We start from the raw sequence: 24,655 nt of genomic DNA, 5'->3' as shown, positions 1-24,655 counted from the left end.
CTGGCGATCATGACTGAGCACCGGTGGGGCGCCGACGACCTTCCTGACCTGACCGGTCGTACCGTCGTGGTCACCGGTGCGGCGAGCGGGGTGGGCCGGGGAACGGCGACCGCCTTCGCCGCCGCCGGGGCGCGCACGGTGCTCGCGGTGCGCGACGTCGCCGCCGGTGAGCGGGCCGCGGCCGCCATGCCCGGCCAGACCGAGGTCCGCGAGCTGGACCTGGCGAACCTGGCGTCGGTGCGCGCGTTCGCCGAGGCCTGGCAGGGCGGGATCGACGTCCTCGTCAACAACGCCGGGGTGGCGATGACCCCGCACGGCCACACGGCGGACGGGTTCGAGCTGCAGTTCGGCACCAACCACCTCGGCCATTTCGCGCTGACCAACCTGCTGCTGCCGTCGATCACCGACCGCGTGGTGACGGTCGCGTCCGGCGCGCACAAGGCGGGTGTGCTCGATCTCGACGACCTCGACTTCGCCCGTTCCGGCTACACCGCGGTGAAGGCCTACGGCCGGTCGAAGCTCGCGAACCTGTTGTTCACCCTCGAACTGGAGCGGCGCTGCCGCGAGGCCGGGTCGCCGGTGCGGGCGCTGTCGTCGCACCCCGGCTACACGGCGTCGAACCTGGGGACCAAGGGACGCAACAAGCATCTGGTCAAGCTCGTGCACGTGGCAGGGCGCTATCTCGCGCAGACCGAACTGCAGGGCGCGCTGCCGTCGTTGTACGCGGCGACCCAGGACCTGCCGGGCGCCAGCTACGTCGGTCCGGACGGGCGGTTCGAGCTGCACGGCCACCCGGCGCTGGTCGGCCGGTCGGCGGCGGCCAGCGACCCGGTGATGGCGCGGCGGTTGTGGGAGGCGTCGGAGCGGCTGACCGGGGTGAGCTTCCCTCTGGCCGCCCAGCCCTGATCCCGCGCGGTCACGGAGTCCACTTTGGACTTGAACCTCGGTGAGCGTGTCGTCCCACGACGTGCCGCGCGAGAGCCGTTCTGGCCGAATACCCCGATGCGGAACGCCGGAGCCGGACCTCTCGGAGGCCAGGCTCTCGCACGCCGGATGTCGTCGCGTGGTCGTCGAAGCGGTGCGGCGACTGGTCGCACCCTGATCCGGGTGCCCGTCACCTGCGGTGGCGGATCCCGGCGTAGGCGAGCGTGAGACCACCGAACGCGAGGGAGAGGCCGGCCCACCCGCGCTGGTTGACGGCCACCACCGAGTCGTACTGCTCCCGCGTGAGCTCGCGGACGACGCCGTTCCTCGTCTCCTGGTACTTGCCGTCCCGCTCCTCGAAGTCGCCCGCGGTGCTGTTGGTCACCAGCGGGTAGGCGAAGAGGAAGACGCCACCGAAGAACGCGATCACCGCCACCGCGATCGACCACGCCGGCAGTGTCGGTTTCTCGAAGTTGAACCCGCCCCTCATCAGCGCCAGCACCGCGAACATCAGGGCCACGGAGATCACCGTCAGCACGAGGTTCGCCGATCTGGGCAACAGCGCGCTGCCGGTGACGAGTCCGGAGAGGATGACGATGGTATCGAGGGCGATCACGACGAGTGAGGCCCACTGCAGCGGTACCAGTCTCATGCACGAGGACAGTAGGGCCGGCAGAACGGTTCGAGGGGCGGTCGCGGCGATCTTGGTGCGAATGCCCGTGATGTTGCTCTGAGCGCGCCGCTCGCCGGGGCACGACGGGATTCCCTTGGCAGTCCGCGAAATGCGTTCTGGCAAATCGCCGATTTACCAGTGTGCAACGGTTTCACGCGTTCCAAACGTGATCTTCGTGCCTATACCGCGGCCGGGGAATGCAGAAGCCTGCGCGAGTAGGACGATCCTCGGGGCCTGAGTGGCGAATCTGTGGGGGACACAGGCGATCCACTTCGGGAGAGAGCGATGATCGAGGTCGTGGACCTCACCAAGCGGCACGGTCCGAAGGTTGCGGTGGAAGCGCTCTCCTTCAGCATCGCACCGGGCACCGTCACCGGGTTCCTCGGTCCGAACGGCGCGGGCAAGACCACGACCACGCGGATGCTCGTCGGTCTCGCCTCGCCGACGTCGGGCCTCACGAGGGTCAACGGCAAGCCCTACCGCGCCCCGCTGCGGGAGATCGGGGTGCTGCTCGAAGCCTGTGCGGTCCACCCCGTCCGCTCCGCCCGTGACCACCTGCTCGCCCTCGGCGCCACGCACGGCATTTCCGCCAGGCGGGTCGGCGAGGTGCTGGAGGTCGTGGGACTCGCGGAGGTGGTCTGCCTGGTCACCGCGTCCTGCTCGGCCTGGCGACGAAGTGGGGACTCTTCCACTACCGGTGGGTCGCCGTGAAGCTGGTCCTCAACGTCGTGGCGTGCGCGTTGCTGCTGGCGTTCCTCGGCCCGATCCGCGAGCTGTCCTCGGGTGAACAACCGTTGCAGGACATGTGGTTCGTCGCGTTCCTCGCCATCAGCGCCCTGGTGCTGCTGAGCTTCGCGATGGTGCTCTCGGTCTTCAAGCCGTGGGGTCGCGTCCGCGGGCAGTGAGGCGGCGTTGACAGGCTTGGCTAATCCGGTTAGCTTTTAGCTAATCGGATTAGCTTTGCTTCGGAGGACGGCATGACGGAGTACCTGACGATCGCCGGGAACACCCTGGCCTACGACGTGACCGGCGAAGGTCCCCTCGTCGTGCTGGCCCACGGCATCGGTGACAGCCGCCACTCGTACCGCTTCCTCGCCCCGGCGCTGGCGGCGCAGGGCTACCGGGTGGCGAACGTCGACATCCGCGGCTGCGGTGACTCCAGCACCGGCTGGGACGGCTACAGCCGCACGGACATCGCCGGGGACCTGGTGGCCGTGATCCGCCACCTCGGCGGCCCGGCCGTGATCATCGGACAGTCGATCAGCGGTGGCGCGGCGACCATCGCGGCCGCCACCGCGCCCGACGTGGTCGCGGGCGTCATCGAGCTCGCGCCGTTCACCCGCGCGCAGTCGTTCGACATCGGCGGGCTGATGCGCGTGGCCCGGTTCCGCGCCGGCTACACCCAGCTCGCGAAGGTGATGATCGGGGGAAGCCTGCCGAGCTGGAAGAAGTACCTCGACATCGCGATGCCGACGAAGCCCGCGGACTGGGACGCGGAGCTCGCGCGCATCGAGTCGAAGCTGACCGAGCCCGGCCGGATGAAGGTCCTGCAGGCCATGTGCAAGACCAGCCCCGCCGACGCCGGCGCGCACCTGCCCGACGTCACCTGCCCGGTCCTGGTCGTCGTCGGCACCGCCGACCCCGACTGGGCCGACCCGCGTGCCGAGGGGGAGAGGGTCCTCGCCGACCTGCCTCCGGGACGCGGTGAGCTCGCGGTCGTCGAAGGTGCCGGGCACTACCCGCACACGCAGACCCCCGACGAGGTCCTCGCACTCGCGCTGCCGTTCCTGGCCAGGACCCTGACGCGTGCCTAGTGGTGTGACTCGGAACGTCGGCGAGGTGATCCACGCTCAGCAGGGCACCTCGCGGCACCACCCCCACGCCCCCGTACAACCAGCACGAAGACGTGGGGCCGACACCACGATGCACCCGTCTGACCGCGAATTCCCCCGGCAACGTTCCGAGCCACACCACTGGCGAGCGGCGGCCAGGAGGCCTGAGATGATCGAACCCGCACGTCCCCCGGTACCCGGCGAAGTGGTGTTCCTGATGCTGACCTCCCGCAACGGCGGCCACCGTGCCTAGGGCGGGTCTCGTTCCGGCCACCGTCATCGCGGCCGGCGCGGAGCTCGCCGACGAGGTCGGCTTCGCGGCGCTGACCATGGGCCTGCTCGCCGAGCGGCTCGACGTGCGGCCCCCGTCGCTCTACCGGCACGTCGAGTCCCTGGACGCGCTGCGCCGGGGCATCGCCCTGCAGGCCAAGCGCGAACTGGGCGGCACGGCGGCCCGGGCGGCCGTCGGCAAGGCGGGCGCGGCCGCGATCCACGCGTTCGCCGACGCGTACCGCCGCTGGGTCCTCGACCACCCCGGCCGCTACGTGGCGTCCCTGCGCGCACCTGCGCCCGACGACGAGGAGGACCGACGAGTCAGCGACGAGTCGTTGCGCGCCCTTCTCGACATCCTCGCCGGTCTCGGGTTCCACGACGACGAAGCGATCGACGCGGCTCGTGCGCTGCGCTCGGCGGTGCACGGTTTCGCGAGCCTCGAGAGCGCGGGCGGGTTCGGCCTGCCCCGCGACGTCGACCGCAGCTACCGCGTGCTCGTCGAGTCCGTCATCGCGGGCCTGCTGCACACCCGGTCGAACGCCGCGACCTGACCTGGGGCGTTCGCGCTGTCGTGCAGCGGCCTCCGGCGCCGGTTAGCGTGATCCGGTGCCCATGACGTCGGCTTCGCGGTCAGCGGTTCGCAGGCCGATCAAGGTCTTACCCGGTTTCGCCTGGGCCTGCGGCCTCGTCGTCGTGGTCGCCCAGATCGTCTACTCGATGACCGACCCGGACGCGCGGCTGCCGACGACGCTGCTGTCCGTGGCCGCCTTCGCGGTGGCGTCGGTGTGCGACGCGGCGGTCCGGTTCGGCGGGGCGGCCGCGGGCGCGCTCGTCGTGGTCGCCGGGGGAGGCGGGCTGCTCGCCGAGACGGTCGGCGTCCACACGGGGTTCCCGTTCGGCCAGTACGACTACGCGGGCACGCTGGGGCCCTCGCTGTGGACCGTGCCGCTGGTGGTGCCCCTGGCCTGGGTGATGATGTGCTGGCCCGCGCTGCTCGTCGGCCGCGCCCTCACCCGGCGGTGGCGCGACGGCGGCCCGGCCTGGCTCGTCGTCGGGTTCGGCGCGTGGGCCCTGGTGAGCTGGGACGTGTTCCTGGACCCGCAGATGGTCGACGCCGGTCACTGGGTGTGGGCGCATCCCGAGCCCGCGTTGCCCGGCGTTCCCGGCGTGCCGCTGACCAACTTCGCCGGGTGGATCCTCGTCGCCACGCTGATGGTGGCCGCACTGCACCGGCTGGTGGGACGTTCGGAGCGTGAGCTGGACCTGCGCCTGGGACCCGCTCCGGTGCTCTACCTGTGGACCTTCGGCTCGTCGGTGTGGGCGCACGCCGCGTTCTTCGGACGCCCGTCCGGCGCGCTCGTCGGCGGTCTGCTGATGGGAGTCGTCGCCGTGCCGTTCGCGGTCGAGGTCTGGCGGGCTCATCGGTGAAGCCGTGGGTCACGGCCGCCGTGCGCGGTGCCGCAGTCGGTTCCGTCGTCTCGATGCTGCACGTGCTGGTCAACGCGCGGTTGATGAGAGTCCCGCCGGCTGATCCGCCGGAGTGCGGCGAACCGGTGTCGGTGCTGGTCCCCGCACGGGACGAGGCGCACCGCATCGCCCCGACCATCCGGTCCCTGCTCGACCAGCGGGGAGTGCCCGGCCTGGAGATCATCGTCCTCGACGACGGGTCGACGGACGGCACCGCCGACGAGGTCCTCTCGGTCGCCGCTGGGGACGTCCGGCTCCGCGTCGTCACCGGAGAACCGCCACCACCGGACCTTCCCGGCAAGCCGCACGCGTGCGCACAGCTGGCCTCCTTGGCTCGGGGCCGGGTTCTCGTGTTCGTCGACGCCGACGTGGTGCTCGAACCTCATGCCGTGGCCGCCGCGATCGCCCTGCTGCGCGACACCCGGCTCGACGCCGTGTCGCCGTTTCCCCGCCAGCTCGCGGACGACGCGGCAACCCGCCTGGTCCAGCCGTTGCTGCAGTGGTCGTGGCTCACCTTCCTGCCGCTGCGCCTCGCCGAGCGTTCGCCGCGACCGTCGTTGTCCGCGGCCAACGGCCAGTTCCTCGTCGTGGACACCGACGCCTACCATCGGTGCGGAGGCTTCGAGGGGGTGGCCACGGCGGTGCTCGACGACCTCGCGCTGATGCGGGCGATCAAGCGCGGCGGCGGTCGCGGTGTCGTGGCCGACGGCAGCTCGGTCGCGGCCTGCCGGATGTACGACGGGTGGGCGGAGCTGCGGGACGGCTACGAGAAGTCCTTGTGGTCCGCGACGGGCGGTCCCGTTCCGGCGGTCGCGTTGGCGGGCGTGCTCGGCTGGCTGTTCGTGCTGCCACCTCTGGCGGCACTGGCGGGCTCGCGGGCAGGAGCCGTCGGTTACCTCGCCGGTGTCCTCGGTCGTGCGGTGGCAGCGCGGCGCACGGGTGGCCGGGTGTGGCCGGACGCGCTGGCCCATCCGATCTCGGTGGTGGCCCTGGTGACCCTGATCGCGCGGTCGTGGTGGTCGCGGTGGAAGGGCCGTCTGCACTGGAAGGGACGATCGTTGCGGGGAAGCAGCTGACGTGGCACGAGTGGCAGTGATCGGTGCGGGCATGGGCGGGCTGGCCGTCACCGCGCGGCTGGCGGCGGCCGGGCACACCGTGACCGTGTACGAACAGGCCGCGCAGCACGGCGGCAAGCTCGGCGTGCTGCGGCGGGACGGGTTCACCTTCGACACGGGCCCGTCGTTGCTGACGCTGCCGCAGGTCTACCGCGACCTCTTCGCCGAGACCGGCGCGCCGCTCGACGACGTCGTGGACGTCGTGCCGGTCGACCCCGTGTGCCGGTACCGGTTTCCCGACGGTTCGGCGCTCGACCTGCCGCACGCCGAACGCGACGTCGACGCCGCCATCGCCGCGGCGATGGGGCCGGGGGCCGCGCGTGACTGGCGTGCCGTCATGACCGACGCGGAACGGTTGTGGGACCTCGTCGGCGAATCCGTGCTGCAGAACCCGCTGGGTGGCGTGCGCGATCTGGTGCGCCGTTCGGCGAGCGTCCGCGACCTGATGGCGATCGCGCCGTGGCGCACCCTGCGCGCGGTCGGCGAACGTCGTTTGACGGACCCGCGTCTGCGCATGCTGCTCGACCGCTACGCCACCTACAGCGGCTCGGACCCCCGCCGCACCCCGGCGTTGATGACGGTGGTCCCGTTCATCGAGCAGCGGTTCGGCGGCTGGTACGTGCGGGGCGGGCTGCGCATGCTGGGCGAGGCGTTGTTCGAACGGTGTGTGCTGCTGGGAGCCGGGTTCCGGTTCGACACGAGGGTCGATGCGATCGAGACCCGCGCCGGTGGGGCGTCCGGCCTGGTGCTGCGGGACGGCGAACGGGTGGAGGCGGACGTCGTCGTGTCGGACGCCGACGCGGCCCAGCTCTACGGTGCGCTGCTGCCCGATCGCCGGGCGGGGCGGGCACGCAGGGCGTTGCGCAAGGTCGAGCCCTCGCTGTCCGGCTTCGTCCTGCTGCTGGCGTTGCGCGGCAGGACTCCGGACCCGGCGCACCACCGGGTGCTGTTCCCGGACGACTACGACGCCGAGTTCGACTCGATCTTCGGCGCGGACCCGCGCCCGGTGCCCGACCCCACCGTCTACGTCTGCCACCCCGCCGACCCCTCGGTGGCACCGGACGGCTCCGAGGCCTGGTTCGTGCTGGTGAACGCCCCGAGGCAGGGCCAGGTGGACTGGACGGCCCCCGGGCTCGCCGCGCGGTACGCCGACCAGGTCCTCGAAGTGATGGCGAAACGGGGCCTCGACGTGCGGGACCGCGTGCTGTGGCGGGAGATCCGCACACCGGCGGACTGGGAGCGCGACACCGGGTCCGTCGGGGGCGCGATCTACGGCACCTCGTCCAACGGGCCGCGCGCGGCACTCCTGCGGCCCGCCAACCGGTCACCCGTCCCCGGCCTCTTCCTGGTCGGGGGATCGGCTCATCCCGGTGGGGGACTGCCGCTGGTGGGGATGTCGGCGGCGATCGTCTCCCGGCTCGTCGGACCGGCCTGATCCCCGCCCGGCAGCGCCTGGCCGTGGAGTTCGTGCCGGATCCCCAGCACGAGCTGGCCGAACCCGGCCACCGCGCACACCGCCCACACGAGCGCGGAGACCGTGCCCCAGTCCCACCCGGTCCCCGGAGTGCCGCCGGGCGCCAGTCCCGCACCGGCGCAGGCGACGGCGGCGGCGATCATCCTGGTCGGACGTTCCGCGACGGTGATCGCGCCGGCCGACGTCATGCCCACGCTTTGCGCCTTGGCCCTGGCGTACTCGTGGAGCAGCAGCGCCACGCCGAGACCGGCGCACCACCACGCGGGGGCGTGCAGCGCGAACAGCACCAGCACGAGACACAGGTCGGAGAGCCGGTCGGCGACGGCGTCGATCACGGCACCCAGCGGCCGGGCCCGGCCCGTGCGCAGGGCGACCGCGCCGTCCAGCCCGTCGAGCACCCCGCAGCCGACGACCAGCACGAGTGCCAGCAACGGCCACCGTCCACCCGCGAACGCCGCGGCCACGGCGCCACCGGCGGCGACCACTCCGGCAACGGACAGCAGATCGGGGTGCACGCGGTCGAAGGGCCGCGCGATCGAGTGGATGAACCGCAACCAGCCGACGACCATCGGGCTGCCGGAGACGTCCGCGCCGTGCAGGCGCGACCAAGAGGCAACGGGGTCCACCTCGTCACCTGTCACGTCACCACCGTATGCGGATGGGTGGCATCACGCAGATCTGGGTAACTGGTGATCATGGGTGTGCTCCGAGCCGTGAGAGCGGACGTGGGAAGTTCGTTGCACGGCCGGGACCTCGTGCTGTGGGCCGCCGGGCTGACGTTCTACGCGGGACTCGGCCTGGTGCCGATGCTGCTGCTCGCGCTGCGCGGGGCGGCACTGCTGTTCGGACCGGAGTTCGTGCTCGACAGCGCCCGGCTCCTCGGCGGGTCGATGCCCGCGGCGCACGATCCCACCGCGGCGCTGGTGCGGCTGGCCGAGGCCGCGGTGCACTCCTCCTGGCTGGTGCTCGCCGCCGCGCTGATCCCCGCGACCCTGTACGGCGAGGGGCTGCGGCGCGGACTCGGCCAGGTGGCCGGCCGGCCCGTGTCGAAGTGGACGGGGCAGGCCGGACGCGTCGGGTTCCTGCCCGTGCTGGTCGTGTCACCGCTGCTGCTCGCGCTGCCGCTGCGGTTCACCACGGAGGTGGCGCCGCTGTACGAGGCCGGGGGCTGGTCCGCCGTGCTGGGGGTCGTGCTGTCGTTCCACCTCGACCTGGTCCCGGTGTGCGTTGCCATCGCCCTCGTGTTCGCGTTCGCGGGCCCGGTCGCGTTGTCGTTCAAGGCCGCGGTGCTGTCGGGGTTCGCCGTCGGCGCCGTGCTCACGGGCTTCCTGCACGGTTTCCTGCTGTTCCTCGCCATCCCGCTGGACTGGTCCGTCCCCTTCGGAGGCCTGCCGGCGGTCGGCACGGTCGCCGCGCTCGGGTTGTGGCTGTTCGGCCTGCACATCGTCCTGCTGCTCGGCTACCGCACGACGCTGAGCGTGTGTGACGTTCTAGCCGCCTCCGCATGAGAAACGCCTGCCGTTGTGCAGGCTCGCCGCGTCCCACCTACGGTCGGTTCAGGAAGTCCGCGACGGCCACCACGGTGTTGTCGCTGTGGGGATCAGGAGGGGCTGGCACGTGGACAAACTCCAGGTACCGGGGAAGTTCGACCGGGCCGCGCACGGGTACGACCTGCTCGTCGGTCTCAACCCCGGATACCACCAGGCGTTGCGCCGTTCCGCGCGGGCGCTCGGACTGCGGCCCGGCATGCGGGTGCTCGACCTCGGCTGCGGCACGGGTGCGTCCACCGCGGCGCTGGTCGTGGCCGCGCCGGGCGTCGAGATCGTCGCCGTGGACGCCTCGGCCGGGATGCTCGACCGCGCCCGGAGCAAGCGCTGGCCGGACCGGGTGCGGTTCGTGCACAGCCGCGCCGAGGACGTCGACGAGGGCCGGTTCGACGCCGTGTTCGCGGCCTACCTCGTGCGCAACGTGCCGGAACCGGATCCGTTGCTGCGCAAGCTGACGGACATGCTCACGCCGGGCGGACGGCTGGTGCTGCACGAGTACTCGGTCCGCGATTCGATGATCAGTACCGCGGTGTGGACGGCGTTGTGCGGAGTGATCGTGCCCGCCGGATGGCTCGCCACCGGCGACCGCTCGCTCTTCACCTACCTCTGGCGCAGCGTGCTGCGCTTCGACGGGGCCTCCGCGTTGCGCGACCGGTTGCGCCGCAACGGGTTCGTCGGCGTCAGCAGCTCACCGGCCCGCGGCCTGCAGCTCGGGGTCGTGCACACCTTCCTCGGCCACGCACCGGAACAGGAGCAACGGTGAAGGATCGCAAGGCGGTGCGGATCGCCGCGCCGGCAGGACGTGAGCGCTTCGGCGCCGACACCCCGCAGGTCGTCGTCGTGGGGGGCGGGATCGCCGGTCTGGCCGCGGCGACGCTGCTGTCCGAACGCGGCGCGCGGGTGGTGCTCTGCGAACGGGAGAACTACCTCGGCGGACGCGTGGGCGGCTGGCCGACGCGGCTCGCCGACGGCAGCGAGGTCACGATGACCCGCGGCTTCCACGCGTTCTTCCGCCAGTACTACAACCTGCGGTCGTTGCTGCGCCGGGTCGATCCGGGCGGACGCGCGCTGACCGGGCTGCCGGACTACCCGTTGCAGCAGGCGTCCGGTCACCGCGACTCGTTCGCGGGACTGCCGACGACGGCACCGTGGAACGCGCTCGCGTTCCTGCGCAACAGCCCGACGTTCCGGTGGCGTGACCTCCCGCAGGTCGACGGCCGCACGGCCATGTCGTTGTTCGACGTGTCCGTGCCGCGCGTCTACGAGGCCCTCGACGGCATCGACGCGGCGTCCTACCTGGAGCGCATCCGCTTTCCGCAGGCGGCGCACGCCCTCGCGTTCGAGGTGTTCTCCCGCAGCTTCTTCGCGCACCCCAGCGAGATGTCGGCCGCGGAGCTCGCGGTGATGTTCCACATCTACTTCCTCGGGTCCAACGAAGGCCTGCTGTTCGACGTGGCCGCGGACCCGTTCCCGCACGGTCTGTGGGGACCGCTCGGGCAGCACCTCGCCTCCCTGGGCGCGACGGTCTGCACGGGCACCTCGGTCGGATCCATCCGAGCCGGACAGGAGAAGCGCTTCTCGGTGGAGCTCGGCGGAGGCGCGATCGAGGCCGACGCGGTGGTGCTCGCCGCCGACGTCCGCGGTCTGCGCTCGCTCGTCGACGCTTCACCGTCACTCGGGGACGCCCAGTGGCGGGACCGCGTAGGTGAACTGCGCAACGCACCGCCGTTCCTGGTGTCGCGGTACTGGCTCGACCGGCCGGTGGACGCGGACAGGCCGGGCTTCCTGGGCACGAGCGGGCACGACCTGCTCGACAACATCAGCGTGCTCGACCACTACGAGCACGAGGCACGGGCGTGGGCCGCGCGCACCGGGGGCTCGGTGGTCGAGCTGCACGGCTACGCGCTGCCGTCCGATGTGGACGAACACGACGCGCGGGCGCGGTTGTGGCACCAGCTCACCGAGGTCTACCCGGAGACGAAACGGGCCGAGATCGTCGATGAGCGGCACGAGCTGCGCGACGACTGCCCGCTGTTCCCGGCAGGCGGGTACTCGCGGCGGCCGGGCGTGGGCACACCCGACGAGTTCCTCGTGCTCGCCGGGGACCACGTGCGCGTCGACCTGCCCGTCGCGTTGATGGAACGCGCCGCCACCACCGGGTTCACCGCGGCGAACCGCCTGCTGCGCCGGTGGGGCGTGGCCGGGACCGAGCTGTGGACCGTGCCGACCGAGGGGCGTGTGCCGTTGCTGCGCGCCGCCGCCCGCCGGGTGAGCAAGCCGGTCGGGCGGGCGTCCTGACCCAGCTCAGCCGGGGAAGCGGCCGCTCGACCTGAGGGCGTAGCGGCGTTCGGCGTAGGCGAGGTCGTCGCGCCACAACCGGACGGCCGCCCGGCGCATGAGCGGCCGCAGTGCGCCGGCGGCCCGCCTCGCGAACGCGAACCCCTCGCGGTCCGAGTGCGCGATGGTGGCCTCGACCACGACGGTGCGGCCGGGGCCGATCGGCGTCGCGTGGGTCTCGACGACGCTGCCGGTGCCCTCGCCCTCGACGATGTGCATCGCGACGGTGCGCGGCTCCGGGCAGGTGAACGCGGCGACCACCGGCACACCGACGCGGCCGGCCAGCCGGAACGTGACCTCGACCAGGAAGACGTCGTTCTCCTCGGTCGGGGTCTCCAGCACCTTCAGGTTGGCGAACGAGTAGGGGTGGAACCACGCGCCGTGCCACGGGTCGAGCCGGTTCGCGACGACGTCCTCGGGATCGCAGCGCCCCGCGAGCGCCACCACCGCGTCGATCGAGCCCGCCGGAGGGCGTTGCGGCAGCACGGGAGCGTCCAGCGGCTCCTCGCCGCCCGCCTCGTCGAGCCGCACCCAGACGAGCACGCCGTCGTCGTGCGCGGGGAAGGGCGTCCACGCGCCGAACCGCGTGCCGTCGAGCGCGAGCCCGTGCCAGCGGCAGATCAGCTTTCCCTCCGCCACCGCGCCGTCGCACAGCGGTGCTCCGAGGTGCGGGCACGACCCGGACCCCGCGAGCACCCGGCCCTGGGGCCCGCGCCAGAGCACGATCTCCCGTCCCGCGATGGTCCGTCCGCACACCTTGCCGCGCACGACGTCCGTGCTCGCGCCCGCGACGAACCAGTTGCCGGACGGCCGCGCCTCCGCGCGCTTGAGCGCCGCCGCGATCAACGCCGGTTTGGCGTCCTGCCACGTGGGCCGCTGCTCCTTCCACGGCGGGCTCGAGTACACCTTCAGCGGAATGTCGTCCCGCATCGTGTTCCCCTCGTCAGGCGGCACGGGCGAGCACCGCCCTGGCCAGCGCGGGCAGGGCGACGGCGAGCCGCCTGCCGTTGGACACGACGAGACGGCGTGAGAACACGTCGTAGTCCGCCTCCTCGATGAGGTCCAGAATCCTTCCGTAGAGCCGGTACGCGGTCATCACGCACGGCCGCGACCGCGGTGCGAGCATCGCGATGCCCGGCAACGCGCGGGTGTACACGTCACGCGCCCTGCCGACCTGATCGCGCAGAGCGGCCCGCACCTGCGGGTCGGTCCTGCTCGTCGCACGCGCGTGCAGGAGCTTCTCGCGGTCGACACCGAACGCGGCGAGCTCGTCGGCGGGCAGGTACACCCGTCCCCGGTCGATGTCCTCGCCGACGTCCCGGATGAAGTTGGTGAGCTGGAAGGCGACACCGAGAGCCGCGGCGGCGGGTTCCGCCTCCTCGCGCGGCACGCTCGTGCCGAGCACCGGCAGGACCTGCAACCCGATCACGGCGGCGGATCCGTGCACGTACCGTTCGAGATCGGCGAAGGTGGGGTACTCGGCGACGGTGAGATCCATCCGCATCGACGCCATGAAGTCGTGAAAGTGCCGGGCCGGGATGTCGTAGCGGCCCACGGTGTCGAGCAACGCGGTCAGGACCTGGTCGTCCGACGTGCCCTTCTCCAAGGCGTCGCGCAGCCTCAGCTCGACGGCGGACAGCTCGGCGTTCTTCTCGTCGAGTCCACTGTGGAGGTCGTCCACGATGTCGTCCACCCAGCGCGCGAACCCGTACAGGGCGTGCACGGCCGGGCGTTGCTCCGGGCTGAGCAGCCTCGTCGCCAGGAAGTAGGTGCGGCCGTGCTGCGCGTTGAGCTCGCGGCAGCGTCTGTACGCGTCGCGCAACGCCGGCGTGGTCACACCGGCTGCGTCCAGTTCGCGCTCTGCCGACATCAGGCGGTCCTCTCGGGGAAGTGTGCCTCCCACGCTAAGACTGCGCGTTGTCCTCCGCACAACGACCGCGTTCATCATGCAGATCCGATGCGTCCGTGTTCAGCTCGAAACGCCGAACTTATCCTGACACCGAGGGGGCGACGATGTCGCTGTTGACCAGCGTGGACGCTCGCGCGTTGCCTTTGGACGACTTCGGCCTGCTGCTGGACGACGCGCTGCGGGAGTTCCTGGCCGCGAAGCAGGGTGCCGAGGGGGAGCTCGGAGACGAGCTGCGCAGGCTGACGCTGGCCGGGGGCAAGAGGATCAGACCCACGTTCGCGTGGTGGGGCTGGCGGGCGGCGGGGGGTGCGCCGCGCGCGGACGCCGTCGTACGCGCACTGGTCGCGTTCGAACTGCTGCAGACCTGTGCGCTGACGCACGACGACGTGATGGACCGCTCGCCCACGCGGCGGGGCAAGCCCTCCGTGCACGAGGCGCTCGCGGCACGGCACCGGCGTGAACGCTGGGCGGGCAGCGCCCGCCAGTACGGTGACTCGGCGGCGATCCTGGTCGGCGACCTCGCGCTGGCCTGGGCCGACGACGCCCTGGTGACGGCCGGGCTGCCCGCGGACGCGCTGCAACGGGCCTGGCGGCCGTGGCAGGAGGTGCGCACGGAGATGATCGCCGGTCAGCACCTCGACCTGCAGGCCGTCGCCCGGCGCGAGGAGTCGCTGGAGCACGCCGTGCGGGTCGCCGCGCTGAAGACCGCCGCGTACACCGTGGAGCGTCCCCTGCACCTCGGTGCCGCCCTCGCCGGAGCGGACGACGACGTCGTGGCGTGCCTGCGCGAGTACGGCCACTCCGTCGGCATCGCGTTCCAGCTGCGGGACGACCTGATCGGGGTGTTCGGGGACCCGTCGGTCTGCGGGAAGCCGGTGGGCGAGGACCTGAGGGAGGGCAAGCGGACACCGCTCATGTCCATCGCGCTGTCCCGGGCCCAGGGAAGCCCTGGCGCGCAACGGCTCCTGCGCCGGTGCCTCACCGGCAGCGCGGTGAGCGACCGGACCGTCGACGACGTGCGCGCGTTGCTGGTCGACCTCGGCGCGGTCGCCGCGGTCGAGGAGCACATCGAGGTGCTCGCGGCCAAGGGGCTGGCGGCACTGGACCGAGTGGACCTCGACGAGCAGGCCCACGCCGAACTGGTCCGCCTCGCGGGCCGCGCCGTGACGAGGACGACCTGATGACGCGCACGGTGCGAGGCAGGACCGACCGGGTGGTCGTGGTCGGAGCCGGGCTCTCGGGGTTGTCGGCCGCGCTGCACCTGCGCGGCGCCGGCCACGAGGTGACGGTGCTCGAACGGCAGCCGCACCCCGGTGGGCTCGCGGGCAGGCTCGACGTGGCGGGCCACCGCATCGACACGGGACCGACCGTGCTCACCATGCCGGAGCTGCTCGACGAGGCCTTCGCGGCGGTGGGGGAGCGACGGGAGGACCACCTGGAGCTCCTGCCGCTGCACCCGGCCTACCGCGCGTCGTTCGCCGACGGGACCGCCCTCGACGTGCACACCGACGGCGAGCGGATGGAGCAGGCCGTCCGCGAGTTCGCGGGCGGCGAGGAGGCCCGCGGCTACCGCGACCTGCGGACGTGGCTCGGCAAGCTCTACGAGGTGGAGCGGGACAGGTTCATCGGCGCGAGCTTCGACTCCCCGCTCGACCTGGTGGGCCCCGACCTGGTGGCGCTGACCCGGCTCGGGGGCTTCGGTTCGCTCGACCGTGCCGTGGGGCGGTTCCTGCGGGACGAACGGCTGCGCCGGGTGTTCACGTTCCAGGCGCTGTACGCCGGTGTGGCGCCGCGAGACGCGTTGGCCGCCTACGCCGTCATCGCCTACATGGACACCGTGGCGGGCGTGTGGTTCCCGCGTGGCGGAATGCGTGCCGTGCCCCAGGCATTGGCCGATGCCGCGGCGCGCGCCGGTGTGCAGTTCGCCTACGGCGTGGAGGTCGACGACCTCGAACGCACGGGGAACCGGGTGACCGCTGTGCGGTCGACCGAGGCCCGTTTTCCTTGTGACGCGGTGGTTCTGGCCACCGGTCCCGCCCAGAGCTCCCGGCTCCTGCGAGGGAGACCGCGCCGGGTGAGGCCGTTGCGCTGGTCGCCGTCGGCCGTCGTCGTGCACCTCAGCGCCCGCCGTGTGGTGGACGACCTCGCCCACCACACGATCTCCTTCGGCGGGCAGTGGAACGGCACCTTCGACGAGATCATCCGGCGTGGACGTCTGATGAGCGACCCGTCGCTGCTGCTGACCACGCCGACGCTCACCGACCCCGCCCTCGCCCCCGAGGACCGTCACCTGCAGTACCTCCTGGCGCCCTGCCCGAACCTCGACGTCGCCCCGATCCGCTGGGACGTCGAGGCCGAGCGCTACGCGGAGGAGCTCATCGCGGAGATGACGGCGCGCAAGCTCGTCGTGGACGCCGAGCCGCTCGCCGTCGTGACCCCGGACGACTGGGCGCGCGACGGCCAGGCTGCGGGCACCCCGTTCTCGGCCGCGCACACCTTCGCCCAGACGGGCCCGTTCCGCCCGAGCAACCTGCCGTTCCGCGACGGCAACGTCGTGCTGGCGGGCAGCGGCACGACACCCGGCGTCGGGATCCCCCCGGTGCTGATCTCGGGAAGGCTGGCCGCGCAACGGCTCCGGCGGTGACCGGCGTCAGGTCCGGGACACCGCCTGGGGAGGCAGGGGGCGCTCGCTGGCGGCGACCTGGGTGATCTTGGCCGTCAGCGGCGTCAGCAGCCGTGACGTGAACACCTTGTCCACCAGGCGGCGCAGGCGCAGCCCGAGCCGCGTCTGCGGGTAGGCGAACGGCACGACCCAGCCCGGGAAGCCCTGCACGTCGTCCACGAGGGGCCGCATCCACTCCTCGTAGGCGGCGAGCCCGGCACCGTCCATCGAGGACGCCAGCACGTACCCGCTGATGAGTGCCAGCGACGCGCCGCCCCCGCCCATCGGGGTGACGCACCACGCGGCGTCCCCGGCGAGGCACACCCGTCCGCGGTGCCACGTGGGCATCCGGATCTGGGTGAGCTGGTCGACGTAGACGTCGTCGGACCGCTCGAGCCCGTCGAGGACGCGGTCGGTCTCCCAGCCCGCGCCGGCGAACCGGTCGCGGAAGCGGCTCAACGCCTCTCCGCGGTCGGCGACGTCCCCGGTGCAGGCGAGCATGGCGCGGGTCGTGCCGTGGTTGTCGGGCCGCAGGTGGACCTGCCGTCCTCCGGTCGTGGTGTACCAGCGCCACCGCGTGTCGTCGTCCGGCGTGCGGGGGATCGTGCCGAACGCCATGGCGATGCCGAGGTCACGCCGTCCGACGAGGTCGCCGAAGACCAGGTCGCGCGTGGCGGAGCGAACCCCTTCGGCGACGACCAGCAGGTCGGCGTTCCACGTCCGTCCGGACGCCGTGGTCACCGTGACGGCGTCGGCACCGTCCTCGACGCCGGAAATGGTGTCGCCGTAGAGGACTTCGACGCCCTCGGGCAGGTTCCGCAGGATCGTGCGGGCGAAGTCGCCGCGCAGGACCTCCAGTTCGGCCGTCGCCCCGTCCGGACCCGCCGAGGGAAGCTCCGCGAGCACCCGGCCGTCCGAGTCGACGAACACCGTGCCGGTCTCCGTGGTGTTCTGCTCCTTGACCGCCTCGAACAGCCCCATCCTGGTGAGCACTTCGCGCGCCGTGCCGCGCACGTCGACGTTCTGCCCGCCGTCGCGGAACGACGCCGCCCGCTCCAGCACGGTCACCTCCCAACCGGCCCGCCGCAGCCAGAACGCGGCCGAGAGCCCGGCGATGCTCGCACCGGAGATCACCGCGTGCCGTGTCGTCATGTGCAACCCCTCGCTTGGTAGCTTTGCAGCAAAGCTACTTCGGTGCGAAGGGGGTTGCATGACAGACGCGGACCCGCTGGTGGAGGCGTGGTCGTCCGCCCAGGTCGAGGTGATGCACGGCCTGCGCGACTGGGTCGTCGGGTTCACCGCGCTCACCCAGCACCTGGCCACCTGGATGCGGCTGCCCGCCTCCGACGCCAACGCGCTCGGCCAGATCATCTGGGCGGCCGAAGCCGACACGCCCCTCTCACCCGCCCGGCTCGCCCGCCAGATGGGCATGACGACCGGCGCCACCACGATCCTGCTCAACCGCCTGGAGACCGCCGGTCACCTGGTCCGCAGCCGCGAGAGCACGGACCGCCGCCGCGTGACCCTGCGCCCCACCCCGGCCTCGCGCGACCGGGCCCGCCGCTATCTCGCCGCCGCCGGCACCGAGATCGCCGGCGTCCTCCGCACAACGCCACCCGCCGAGCTCCGCACCGTCGCGGCGTTCCTGGGCAGGATCACCGCCGCCGCGACCGACGCCGACCGGAGGCTGTCCACAGTGGAGCAGAAAGTTGTGACGAGGGAGACGGTTGACACCCGTCCGCGCGGGGCATCCGGCGTTCGTAGCACCGGAAGCAGTCGTTGAGGGAGGACCACATGGGCACCGACGACAAGATCGACGCCAAGGCCGACCAGCTCAAGGGCAAGGTCAAGGAGGGCGTCGGCTCGGCGACCGACGACGAGCGTCTCGAGGCCGAGGGCAAGGGCGACCAGTCGAAGGGTCACCTGAAGGAAGCGGTCGAGAAGGTCAAGGACGCCTTCAAGTAGGACCGCCCCACAGACCTCACGCGATGAGCGTGCATCTCCGGATGCGCGCTCATCGCGTTTGTCGAACTCCCAGCACGACCGCCCGTGACCGATCACGGGCCGCACAGAAAGCCGGGACCTTGCAGATCCAGCACGTCGCGTCGCCTACGACCGCATTGCCAGAGCACGGGCTCTTCAGTCACCCGGACGAGGGATTCGCCGGGACCCAGCGTGCCTTCTCGGCCGCGGAGGTGGCGCAGTACCGCACGAACCTGTTCCACGAACCCGCTGTGGCGCCTCAGGGCGGCGGCGGTTTCGCCTGATCCGGTAGCCGCCGCGGAGTTACCCTGCGCGGGTGGAGCTCGCCGATCGGGATTCCGGGATCGACCTGACCGAGCTGCTGGCGGCGTTCTCGCTGACCACGGACCTCGGCCTGGGACAGCCGATGGAGCACGTCCTCCGGTCGTGGCGGATCGCGGACCGGCTCGCCGAGCGCACCGGCCTGCCCGAGGCCGAGCGGCGATCGCTGTTCTACGTCTCGATGCTCGCCTGGGTCGGCTGCATAGCGGACTCACCGGAGGTGGCCGCGTCGTTCGGGGACGACATCGCCTTCCGCGCGGACAGCTACGAGACCGACCTCGCCGGCCTGGCCGGGTTCGGGTTCTTCCTGCGCCGCACCGGTCGTGGCAGGCCCGCGTGGCACCGGCTCAAGGCGGCGGCGACGCTCGTGACGAGCGGCGGGCAGAACGTCCTGCAGGGCATGCAGTCCCATTGCGTGACGACCTCGGCGCTCGCGGAGCGGCTCGGGCTCGGCCAGGACGTGGTGGCGGCACTGCGCCAGTTCTTCACCCGGTGGGACGGCCGCGGTGTGCCGCGGGGCGTGGGGGGCACGGACGTCGTGCCGATCGTCCGGCTGTTGCACCTGGCCGACGTCGTCGAGGTGCGGCACCGCGTCGGTGGTGTAGACGGTGCGCTCGAGGTCGCGCGAGCACGGCGAGGCCGCCAGTTCGCGCCTGACGTGGTCGACGCGTTCGTCGCGCACGCCCCCGAAGTCCTGGACGACGCCGGTCCGGCGTCCCCGCGGTGGCGCCGTCCGCTGACCGAGGGCGAGCTGGACGCGGCGCTGGAGGCGCTGGCCGACTTCATCGACCTGCGGTGCGCGTCGCGGGCCGGGCACTCCCGTGGTGTCGCGGAGCTCGCGGGTGCGGCGGCCCGGTCGATGGGCCTGCCCCTGAACGACGTCATCGCCACCCGGCGCGCGGGACTGCTGCACGACATCGGCCTGCACGGCGTACCGGTGACAGTTCTGGACCATCCGGGACCGCTGTCGGCCACCGACTGGGAACGGGTCCGGCTGAGCTCGTACTACACCGAGCGCGTGCTCGCCCGTCCCGCCGCGCTCGCCCGGTTGGGCGCGATCGCGGCCACGGCCCACGAACGCATGGACGGCGGCGGCTACCACCGCGGGCTGTCCGGTGCCTCCGTGCCGATGACCGGGCGTGTGCTGGCCGCGGCGTGCGCGTACCGGGCGATGCTCGAACCCAGGGCGCACCGGGCGGCGTTGACGGACAAGCAGGCCGTGGGCGCGGTCCGGGACGCGATCCGGACCGGTGCGCTCGACGGGGACGCGGCCGAGGCCGTCCTCGCCGCGGCGGGCAACGGGGGCCGGCGGCGGGTGACGGGGCCGGCCGGGCTCACCCCGCGCGAGGTCGAGGTGCTGGTCCTGATCTCCCGGGGCGCGCAGACCGGTGAGGTCGCCGAGCGGCTCGGCATCTCCCGCAAGACGGCGGGCACGCACATCGAGCGGATCTACACCAAGACGGGGGCGTCGTCCCGGTCGACCGCGACGTTGTTCGCGCTGCGCAACGGCCTGCTCGACCCGCTCGATCTGTAGGGAGAACGCCCGACGACACGGCACGTTCCCGCTCCTAACGTCCTGTCTCCCGACGAACTCAAGGAGCGGACCATGCCGAACAAAGCCGTCGTCAGCCTGTCCACCGGACTCGAGGACCCGGAGAAGGTGACCGTCGCGTTCCTCGTCGCGGTGGGCGCCGCCGAGACCGGGCGCGAGACGCTCATGTTCCTGTCCAAGGAGGCCGTGCGGCTGTCGCTGACCGGCACCGCCGCAGGTGTCGCGTGCGACGGCTGCCCGCCGATCGCGGACCTGCTCAAGCGCTACGAGGCGGCGGGTGGCCGGTACTTCGTGTGCCCGCTCTGCTTCAACGCCAAGCAACTCGACGCAGACGCCCTCGTCCCCGGTGCGGAGCTGAACGGCACGGTCCCGATGTGGAACTGGATCGGCGACGAGCCCGCGACGACGTTCAGCTACTGACTCACGGCCGAAAAGCGTCGTCGCGCAGATCTCCGCTGTAGCGGCGGCGCTGGCCCGCCTGCTCGGTGCGCGGTCTCACGAACTGCGGCTGACGCGCGGGCTGGGGGCTCCGCGCGCCGGGCACGAACGGGGCGGGCGGGCGCGGCGGTTCCGGTGCGGGTCTGGCCGGCGGTCTCAGGTACCGCCGCAGCTCCTGCGTCGGCTTCTCGACCAACCGCCACGACAGCAGCCCGAACGCGTACGCGGCCGGCACCGCCAAGGCCATCAGCAGCCACGGGTCGCGCACCCCCGCCAGCACGAACAGCTGCTGCACCGGCATGCCCCAGATGTACATGCCGTAGCTGCCGTAGACCCACTCGTCGTACCCGGCGAGCCTGCGTGGCCAGTGATGCGCCCAGGTGACGGCGCCATAGCCCGCGGCCAGCGGCAGCAGGTAGCGCGCGGCGGGTTCCAGCGGCGGGGTGAAGTTCGTGATCAGGTACAGCGCGAACAGGCCGTACGCGACCAGCGGGAGGAACCGGATCCGGTCGCGGTAGGCGAAGAAGATCATGCCCAGCACGAACGGCACCATGTAGGTGACGAGCGGTGCCAGAGGCAGGCTGAGCAGGCCGCCGAAGACGCCGTTGTAGCCGACGCGCGCCTGGCCGAAACCGTCCAGCACGAGGAACACCGCCAGCAGCGGGAAGAGCGCGAGCCGGCCCTTGCCCAGGACGCCGACGAGTCCGGCGGCCAGCACGATCAGGTAGCCGGTGGTCTCCATCGGCAACGTCCAGATGGAACCGTTGACCGACCAGGAGTACGGGTTGTCCGCGAAGACGCCCGGCAGCGTGTGCTGCAGCGTGTACAGGCCCGCGTTGTTGACGACGTAGCCCCACGTCTCGTGGTCGCTCCAGTACTCGGCAGGGCTCAGCACCGTCACGAGAGGGCCGATCACGAACGCGCTGATCATCACGACCACGAGCAGCGGCGGCCAGATGCGCAGCGCCCGCTTGAGCAGGTAGCGCCACCACGAGGCGTCGCGGTGCCAGCTGTCCGCGATCTGGTAGCCGCTCATGGCGAAGAACGCCATCAGCGCGAAGTAGCCCGGCGAGAGGTTCCAGCTCTTCGGGAACATCCCGATCTCCGCCGGGTGGACCAGCGGGAAGCTGTGCTCGACGACGACCAGGGTGGCCCCGATCAGACGCAGCCAGGCGAAACCCGTCTCGATCTTCGCAAAGCGCTTCCCCTCGCCGAGCGGGCTTTCCGCCCGCCTCAACACCCCGCCCACGGAACTGCCCCGACCGGTGCCATAGGCCTAGAAGAGTATCGCGAGCGGCAATCGGTTCAGTGCCGGATCGGCCTTTCGTTTGAACCGACTGTTGTGGCAAGGCCCCGGACGGACGGCCCAGGGCCCTGCGCCGTTCAGCCGCCGTTCAGCGGGGAGACGGTGAAGGAGTAGTACGCCTTCGTCGACTCCGAGCGGTTCCCCGGCTCGGGCGGGAAGATCGCGTCGATGAACAGCCCGCCTCCGCAGTCCGGCTCGGAGAACATGTTCAGCACCGAGTTCTTCGTCCTGTTGGCCAGGTGGTCGGCCTTCTCCCCGAGCAGGCCGTGCACGTTGTAACACTTGCGCGGTTGCAGGTCGTGGATGGTCACGGGCACCGGCACGGTCGGTGCGGACCACGGGGCGCGATCAGCGGGCGGACAGTCGGCCGCCGCCACGCCGGACGTCGCCAGTACGAGTGCGATGGACGCGCCGAACACACCGGCGCCGGACAGGATCTTCATCAGCGAAACCCCCAAAAGTTCTGCCGACCTCCTTTCGGATGCTGTCAGAACGCCCGTTGCCGTGTGGTCCGAATGGCCGAAATTACGAACGGATAACTCCAACGTGATCGGACAGAATCCAACACAACCACTCGCCAAAGTGGTCAAATATGACCGAGGGTGACGAGTCGCTCACCCTCTAGTCATGCAGGGAGGTCCCTCGAACGGACGCCGCGGCGTTCGGTTCTGTTCGACGACAACAATTCGGTTGAGCCGATGAACCGCCCCGTACGTATCCCCGTTCATGCGCCGCACGAATGAGGAGAACGAATGACGCACCGCGTGACGGACAGACGGAAGTTCCGCCTGATCGCTTCGTTGTCGGCGGTCGCCGTGGTCGCCGCGGGCACCGCCACGGTAGCCCTCGCCGCCAAGAACGGTGAGCCCGCTCCGCTGAGCGCGTTCGTGCCCATCGAGCAGGTGGCCAAGAACGTCGTGGAGCCGAAGGTCGGCAAGAACGGCGCCGGCGGTGTGTTCACGGTCGACTGCGGCACGAACGAAGAGGGCAAGTTCAGCGCCGACAACCCGGTCGCCCAGCCGGGTCTGAAGCACGGTGCCCAGCACGTCCACGACTTCGTGGGCAACCTGTCGATCAGCGCGGAGTCCACGGACGAGAGCCTGCTCGACTCGGAGACGACCTGCCGCAACGGCGACAAGTCGTCCTACTTCTGGCCTGTGGTGCGGATCAACCCCCAGGCCAACCCCCAGTCCGTCGGGTCCAACCCTGACAAGATCAAGGAGAACGGCCCGGGAGAGGTCGCGTGCCCCGGCGTCGCGAACCGGCTGCCGGCCGTGTCGCAGCGGGTGCGCGACGAGATCATCCGGAACCTCCAGCAGCTCGCCCAGCAGCTCAGGGAGGCGAGCGACAAGGTCGCGCGCGCCCAGAACCCGGCTGACCCGAACTTCGTCAACAACACGATCCTGGGTCCGTTGCGCGGTCAGCGCGCCGCCACGCTCGACCGCATCGCGACCGCGCTGAGCCGGTCCGGCCGCAAGCCGAACCTGACCCCGCTCGCCGAGTGCGACGTGCGGTGGGGCCACGGCAACCACGGCGGCGGAGGCCACAACGGCCACGGCACGCAGAAGCCCCGCAAGTTCGCCGGCGAGGGCATCTTCCAGCAGGCCGAGCAGAACGACAACGAGCAGGAAGCGGCCCGTCAGCCCGGCGCCGACCAGGACGCCGCGACGCCGACGATCAAGTGCCCGTCGGTCCGTGAGGCGCTGCCGGGCGTGCCGGACCAGGCTCTCGACGAGGTGGACGACAACCTCAACCAGCTCGACAAGCAGATCGCCGAAGCCAACCAGCGCCTGGTGAAGACCAAGGGGCAGGGCGGGGCGAACTTCATCGACAACGCCATCCTCGGGCCGTTGAAGGACAAGCGGACCGCGACCCTCGACCGGATCGCGATCGCGATCGGCCGCAACGCCGAGAAGCCGCAGGGGCTGGAGCGCCTCGCGAAGTGCGGCCTCAACGAGGACGAGGGCGGCAACAACGGCAACGAGAACAACAACGGCGGCAACAACAACGGGAACAACGGGAACGGCAACAACAACGGTGGCAACAACAACGGCGGTGCCACGACCACCACGGCGCCGCCTGCGACCACCACCGTCGCCCCGCCGCCCCTCGCCGCCCCCACCGGCAAGAACCTGGAGCTCGTCGGCAACAACGGCAAGATCGTCCGCCCGGCCCAGGTGAAGATCGAGTACCGCGGCAACGCGACCAGCAAGGTCACGGGCATGCCGCAGTTCCTGAAGATGGTCACCGGTGACGCCAAGCCGACCAGCCGCGGCCCCGCCAACGCCCGCGCGACGTGGACCTGCAGCGGGTTCGAGGACCGCCTCTCGGACAAGTACGTGATCTGCCCGAACGGCAGCAAGGTCATGCGGGTGCACGACTTCCCGGGCTGCTGGGACGGCAAGAACGCCGACAGCGCGAACCACCGCGACCACGTCCGGTTCAACGACAAGCAGACCGGTGGGTGCCCGCAGGGCTTCAAGGCGATCCCGCAGCTGCGGATCAGCATCTCCTACAACATCGCCCGCGACACGCAGCAGAAGGGGCAGTACCAGCTCGACGCCTTCCCGGAGGAGGAGCACAACCCGTTCTCCGACCACAACGACTTCGCCAACGTCAACTCCGACCAGACGATGGCCAAGATCGTGAAGTGCGTGAACGACGGGCGGAAGTGCTCCTGACCGTCGCCTGATCCAATCCCTGGGTGGGGCCCTGCCGGAACGACTCCGGCGGGGCCTCACCTCTTCGCGTCGAGGGAGTCCTCCCGTGACGTGTCCGCCGGATTCGGGTCGAAGCTTTCGTCGATTCGACGAAACCGTTGCACCGCATCGACTTCCTGCTC

General features: G+C 71.4%; 24 protein-coding genes and 1 pseudogene. 18 read left to right on the top strand and 7 right to left on the bottom strand.

Annotation, left to right across the window (positions count from 1 at the left end; all coding sequences use genetic code 11):
• The first annotated feature begins 9 nt into the window (after window positions 1–9).
• The gene (locus ACWF7A_RS01150; protein ID WP_452248352.1) at window positions 10–906 is read left to right on the top strand and encodes an oxidoreductase; all 897 of its coding nucleotides are present in this window, start codon (window positions 10–12) and stop codon (window positions 904–906) included.
• 208 nt (window positions 907–1,114) lie between these two features.
• Here the strand turns inward: ACWF7A_RS01150 and ACWF7A_RS01145 are convergent, their stop codons facing one another.
• On the bottom strand, window positions 1,115–1,576 hold the full coding sequence (locus ACWF7A_RS01145; RefSeq protein WP_452248351.1) for a hypothetical protein: 462 nt from the start codon (window positions 1,574–1,576) through the stop codon (window positions 1,115–1,117).
• Window positions 1,577–1,882: 306 nt separating this feature from the next.
• On the opposite strand from ACWF7A_RS01145, the pseudogene ACWF7A_RS01140 reads away from it, so the two are divergent.
• The 7 genes and pseudogenes from ACWF7A_RS01140 to ACWF7A_RS01110 all read left to right on the top strand — a co-directional run.
• Window positions 1,883–2,233, top strand: a pseudogene (locus tag ACWF7A_RS01140) (ATP-binding cassette domain-containing protein); the annotation flags it as partial.
• Window positions 2,234–2,304: 71 nt separating this feature from the next.
• Complete coding sequence (locus tag ACWF7A_RS01135; RefSeq protein WP_452248350.1) at window positions 2,305–2,502, top strand: hypothetical protein; 198 nt, start codon at window positions 2,305–2,307, stop codon at window positions 2,500–2,502.
• A 72-nt stretch (window positions 2,503–2,574) separates the two neighbouring features.
• Window positions 2,575–3,411, top strand: coding sequence for an alpha/beta fold hydrolase (locus ACWF7A_RS01130; protein WP_452248349.1), 837 nt, complete (start codon window positions 2,575–2,577; stop codon window positions 3,409–3,411).
• A gap of 263 nt (window positions 3,412–3,674) precedes the next feature.
• The gene (locus tag ACWF7A_RS01125) at window positions 3,675–4,253 is read left to right on the top strand and encodes a TetR/AcrR family transcriptional regulator (protein WP_452248348.1); all 579 of its coding nucleotides are present in this window, start codon (window positions 3,675–3,677) and stop codon (window positions 4,251–4,253) included.
• Between the two features lie 61 nt (window positions 4,254–4,314).
• Window positions 4,315–5,130, top strand: coding sequence for a carotenoid biosynthesis protein (locus ACWF7A_RS01120; protein ID WP_452248897.1), 816 nt, complete (start codon window positions 4,315–4,317; stop codon window positions 5,128–5,130).
• Complete coding sequence (locus ACWF7A_RS01115) at window positions 5,127–6,245, top strand: glycosyltransferase (protein ID WP_452248347.1); 1,119 nt, start codon at window positions 5,127–5,129, stop codon at window positions 6,243–6,245. Before ACWF7A_RS01120 ends, ACWF7A_RS01115 begins: the two co-directional genes overlap by 4 nt.
• A gap of 1 nt (window position 6,246) precedes the next feature.
• On the top strand, window positions 6,247–7,719 hold the full coding sequence (locus ACWF7A_RS01110) for a phytoene desaturase family protein (RefSeq protein ID WP_452248346.1): 1,473 nt from the start codon (window positions 6,247–6,249) through the stop codon (window positions 7,717–7,719).
• On the opposite strand, the gene ACWF7A_RS01105 is transcribed toward ACWF7A_RS01110, so the two are convergent.
• Window positions 7,647–8,399 carry a CDP-alcohol phosphatidyltransferase family protein gene (locus ACWF7A_RS01105; RefSeq protein ID WP_452248345.1) on the bottom strand — a complete coding sequence of 251 codons (753 nt, stop codon included), beginning with the start codon at window positions 8,397–8,399 and terminating at the stop codon, window positions 7,647–7,649. The two genes, ACWF7A_RS01110 and ACWF7A_RS01105, sit on opposite strands and share 73 nt — an antisense overlap.
• Before the next feature lie 72 nt (window positions 8,400–8,471).
• Between ACWF7A_RS01105 and ACWF7A_RS01100 the strand changes: the two genes are divergently transcribed.
• From ACWF7A_RS01100 to ACWF7A_RS01090, 3 genes are all read left to right on the top strand, one after another.
• Complete coding sequence (locus tag ACWF7A_RS01100) at window positions 8,472–9,266, top strand: YhjD/YihY/BrkB family envelope integrity protein (protein WP_452248344.1); 795 nt, start codon at window positions 8,472–8,474, stop codon at window positions 9,264–9,266.
• Window positions 9,267–9,375: 109 nt separating this feature from the next.
• A complete protein-coding gene (locus ACWF7A_RS01095) occupies window positions 9,376–10,068 on the top strand; it encodes a class I SAM-dependent methyltransferase (protein WP_452248343.1) in 693 nt (230 codons plus the stop codon).
• Window positions 10,065–11,603: an FAD-dependent oxidoreductase gene (locus ACWF7A_RS01090; protein ID WP_452248342.1), complete on the top strand. Its 1,539-nt coding sequence runs from the start codon at window positions 10,065–10,067 to the stop codon at window positions 11,601–11,603. The genes ACWF7A_RS01095 and ACWF7A_RS01090 overlap by 4 nt, the downstream gene beginning before the upstream one ends.
• Window positions 11,604–11,609: 6 nt before the next feature.
• Here the strand turns inward: ACWF7A_RS01090 and ACWF7A_RS01085 are convergent, their stop codons facing one another.
• Window positions 11,610–12,572 (bottom strand): DUF5914 domain-containing protein, encoded by a 963-nt coding sequence (locus tag ACWF7A_RS01085; protein ID WP_452248341.1) that lies wholly within the window; start codon window positions 12,570–12,572, stop codon window positions 11,610–11,612.
• A 13-nt stretch (window positions 12,573–12,585) separates the two neighbouring features.
• Entirely contained in the window at window positions 12,586–13,512 is a 927-nt protein-coding gene (locus tag ACWF7A_RS01080) for a phytoene/squalene synthase family protein (protein ID WP_452248340.1), read from the bottom strand.
• A 143-nt stretch (window positions 13,513–13,655) separates the two neighbouring features.
• Between ACWF7A_RS01080 and ACWF7A_RS01075 the strand changes: the two genes are divergently transcribed.
• On the top strand, window positions 13,656–14,732 hold the full coding sequence (locus ACWF7A_RS01075) for a polyprenyl synthetase family protein (protein ID WP_452248339.1): 1,077 nt from the start codon (window positions 13,656–13,658) through the stop codon (window positions 14,730–14,732).
• The gene (crtI, locus tag ACWF7A_RS01070; RefSeq protein WP_452248338.1) at window positions 14,732–16,195 is read left to right on the top strand and encodes a phytoene desaturase family protein; all 1,464 of its coding nucleotides are present in this window, start codon (window positions 14,732–14,734) and stop codon (window positions 16,193–16,195) included. The genes ACWF7A_RS01075 and crtI overlap by 1 nt, the downstream gene beginning before the upstream one ends.
• Before the next feature lie 6 nt (window positions 16,196–16,201).
• On the opposite strand, the gene ACWF7A_RS01065 is transcribed toward crtI, so the two are convergent.
• Window positions 16,202–17,365, bottom strand: coding sequence for an FAD-dependent monooxygenase (locus ACWF7A_RS01065; protein ID WP_452248337.1), 1,164 nt, complete (start codon window positions 17,363–17,365; stop codon window positions 16,202–16,204).
• Between the two features lie 58 nt (window positions 17,366–17,423).
• On the opposite strand from ACWF7A_RS01065, the gene ACWF7A_RS01060 reads away from it, so the two are divergent.
• The 4 genes from ACWF7A_RS01060 to ACWF7A_RS01045 all read left to right on the top strand — a co-directional run bounded on the left by ACWF7A_RS01060 (window position 17,424) and on the right by ACWF7A_RS01045 (window position 20,489).
• On the top strand, window positions 17,424–17,996 hold the full coding sequence (locus tag ACWF7A_RS01060; protein ID WP_452248336.1) for a MarR family winged helix-turn-helix transcriptional regulator: 573 nt from the start codon (window positions 17,424–17,426) through the stop codon (window positions 17,994–17,996).
• 11 nt (window positions 17,997–18,007) lie between these two features.
• Window positions 18,008–18,178, top strand: coding sequence for a CsbD family protein (locus ACWF7A_RS01055; RefSeq protein WP_452248335.1), 171 nt, complete (start codon window positions 18,008–18,010; stop codon window positions 18,176–18,178).
• A 334-nt stretch (window positions 18,179–18,512) separates the two neighbouring features.
• Window positions 18,513–20,051, top strand: a complete 1,539-nt coding sequence (locus tag ACWF7A_RS01050; protein WP_452248334.1) for an HD domain-containing phosphohydrolase — start codon at window positions 18,513–18,515, stop codon at window positions 20,049–20,051.
• Between the two features lie 72 nt (window positions 20,052–20,123).
• Window positions 20,124–20,489, top strand: coding sequence for a peroxiredoxin (locus ACWF7A_RS01045; protein ID WP_452248333.1), 366 nt, complete (start codon window positions 20,124–20,126; stop codon window positions 20,487–20,489).
• A 1-nt stretch (window position 20,490) separates the two neighbouring features.
• Here ACWF7A_RS01045 and ACWF7A_RS01040 read toward each other — a convergent pair whose 3' ends face one another.
• The gene (locus ACWF7A_RS01040; protein ID WP_452248332.1) at window positions 20,491–21,747 is read right to left on the bottom strand and encodes an acyltransferase family protein; all 1,257 of its coding nucleotides are present in this window, start codon (window positions 21,745–21,747) and stop codon (window positions 20,491–20,493) included.
• A 143-nt stretch (window positions 21,748–21,890) separates the two neighbouring features.
• Window positions 21,891–22,256: a hypothetical protein gene (locus ACWF7A_RS01035; RefSeq protein WP_452248331.1), complete on the bottom strand. Its 366-nt coding sequence runs from the start codon at window positions 22,254–22,256 to the stop codon at window positions 21,891–21,893.
• 309 nt (window positions 22,257–22,565) lie between these two features.
• Here ACWF7A_RS01035 and ACWF7A_RS01030 point away from each other — a divergent pair, with 309 nt between their 5' ends.
• Window positions 22,566–24,494, top strand: coding sequence for a DUF1996 domain-containing protein (locus ACWF7A_RS01030; RefSeq protein ID WP_452248330.1), 1,929 nt, complete (start codon window positions 22,566–22,568; stop codon window positions 24,492–24,494).
• Window positions 24,495–24,655 lie beyond the last annotated feature (161 nt).

The sequence above is a fragment of the Lentzea sp. NPDC055074 genome, assembly GCF_053608005.1.
This window is presented reverse-complemented; position numbering and strand designations above follow the sequence as displayed.